The sequence below is a fragment of the Mesorhizobium sp. M7A.F.Ca.CA.004.04.2.1 genome (assembly GCF_004022825.1).
Lineage (GTDB): Bacteria > Pseudomonadota > Alphaproteobacteria > Rhizobiales > Rhizobiaceae > Mesorhizobium.
The window spans coordinates 1-2269 of the sequence record NZ_RZPH01000965.1 but is presented as its reverse complement, the minus strand read 5'-3'; the positions used below and the strand labels follow the sequence as shown (position 1 = coordinate 2269).

At 55.4% G+C, this 2269-nt stretch carries 3 protein-coding genes; 2 read left to right on the top strand and 1 reads right to left on the bottom strand.

The features are described from left to right. Both EN893_RS29865 and EN893_RS29860 read left to right on the top strand, forming a co-directional pair. Window positions 1–242: MucR family transcriptional regulator (locus tag EN893_RS29865; protein WP_206640195.1), on the top strand; the 242-nt coding region annotated here is incomplete at its 5' end. A gap of 34 nt (window positions 243–276) precedes the next feature. Beyond that, window positions 277–1107, top strand: a complete 831-nt coding sequence (locus tag EN893_RS29860; RefSeq protein ID WP_127224212.1) for a thermonuclease family protein — start codon at window positions 277–279, stop codon at window positions 1105–1107. A gap of 13 nt (window positions 1108–1120) precedes the next feature. Here the strand turns inward: EN893_RS29860 and EN893_RS29855 are convergent. Beyond that, window positions 1121–2269 (bottom strand): DUF4236 domain-containing protein (locus EN893_RS29855; RefSeq protein ID WP_128362017.1); only part of this gene is annotated, 1149 nt, incomplete at its 5' end.

The window sequence follows — 2269 nt, the reverse complement described above, 5'->3', positions numbered from 1 at the left end:
CTCCAGACTACATCGTCTGCCTCGAAGACGGCAAAAAGTTCAAGTCCCTCAAGAGACACTTGAACACGCATTTTGGACTGACGCCCGACGCCTATCGCCAAAAATGGGGCCTCTCCAACGATTACCCCATGGTCGCGCCTAACTATTCAGCCAATCGCTCCAGATTGGCAAAATCGATTGGCCTCGGTCGCACAGCAGCCGCGCCCAAGAAAGCAGCAGCCAAGAAGTCAAAGACGCGCTAGCAAAACATTTGGCAGCTTCGCAAAGGATCGAAAATTGAATCGCGATCGCTATTCCCATCGCCGCAGCTCGCGGCCAAGACGCGGCCGGGTTTCAATTATGCGCAAGCGTTTCTTTTCACATAAATCATTAGCCGCGATCCTGGTGATCACGCTAGCAGTGGGCGCTTATGTCACCTCCTACTTTACAGGGTGGGGCAACCAGATCGCGGGACCCAATACAGCAAGCGCACTCGGGTCAAAACCGAAGCCTATCGTCGGCGTAGCGTCCATCGTTGACGGGGACACGATCGAGATCCACGGACAGCGTATTCGTTTCAATGGCATCGACGCACCTGAAAGCAGCCAAAACTGCAGCGACGCAAGCGGGCAAGAATACCCATGCGGCCGCAAATCCGCAGAAGCACTGGACATCTTCCTCAGTCAATCCCGACCCATCCAGTGCAACTTTGTTTCGTGGGATCGTTACAACCGCTTCGTTGGTGATTGTCAGCGGGCGGACGGTGCTAGCATTGCGTCTTGGATGGTCGAACAGGGTTATGCCCTGGATTGGCCTCGATACAGCCATGGTAGTTACGCGTCACAACAGGCAGATGCCCAAAGGGCCAAGATTGGCATCTGGGTTGGCACTTTCACAGCCCCTTGGGATTGGCGAGCAACACATGCAGCCAACAATAAACCCGGTAATGACACATCCTACGGCCTTACAGGCCGTCGCCAAATAGCTCAGAGCTATTCGTGTCAACCGCGTCGCTATTGTAAGCAAATCTCCTCATGCGATGAGGCGCGCTGGTATCTCAATAACTGTAGCTGGGGACCCAAATTGGACCGGGACGGCGACGGAATTCCGTGCGAAGGCATTTGCTGACCAAGCCAATTCCTTAGCGCGCTTTCAGCAAGCCGGACTGGCCACCAGCGTTTCGGTGCATTTGCGCGAGTGCCAATAGAGCCTGGCAAAAGGGCTGGCTGACGTTTGTCTTGGAAAATTCCACCAGCTCGTTGAGCCCGGATGGGCTAGAAAACCGCAAGGCTTCGTAGCGACAGACAGGGATCTGCCGATTATCTCTGAAGCGTTTGTCGGGTCCGCCATTCTTATTGGGATGAGCCCAGGTATAGCTCACGATCTCAGCATCAGATGGAACTTTGCCGGTCTCAATAAAATTGCTGGGGGCAAATTGCGTCCTGAGGTCTCCATACCCAACGGCACCGTACTGGTTTCCGTCCTTCACCAAAATCATGTCTGGCATGAAATAAAGGATTTGCCGGCCGACGTGTATCGACGGTGGTGTGACATTGCTGCGAACAACCGTCGGCAAGGAAGCTTGGAGCGTCGTCGACTTTTTATCGACCAACATCGTGGCTCCCGCATTGCGCTTCCAAGTCGTCAGATCCTCTATCTTGCCACCAGCCGCGACATGCCAACTCGCCGCGCAGCGTGTGAGCGTGTCAAAGGCGGCGACAAGTCGCCCGTAGGCCGCCTCCGCGTCCTGCTCCAAATCATAGTAGAGCACGCTCACCCGGCGGTAGCTGTCCAACCAGTTGCCAATAAGCATGCCCGGCAAAAAGGCAGCAATACCGATCAGCGCCACCCCACCTCCCAGCATTGCGCCTGCGATCAATCCGGCGATCCCAAACAGCACGGCCAGGATGAGCGACATTCGCGTCTGCGATTGCCTCGCATTGATTTCATCAAGCACATTGGCAAATGTCTCATCACGCATCTCGATCACATCGGCGGACTCGATTTCTCTCATCACGACGCCACCGCTGACATATTCCACGGGTGAGGATGTTGGATGGGGCTTTGGCCCAGATGGGAATTCAGACAGTTGCAGCGTCTGCTTGGCGCTGCGCTTTCCCAAAGTGCCTCGGTAGTAGAGACCGCCGACGCCTGCATGAATATAATGCCCTCGTGGGCCAGTCCCGATACGAAGACCTTGCACGCCAACGGACGCGCCAACCCCGCCAGACGAGAAGTTAAAGCGGAAAGGTCCCGCACTAATCGATTTTCGAACGTAAAACCCCATCCC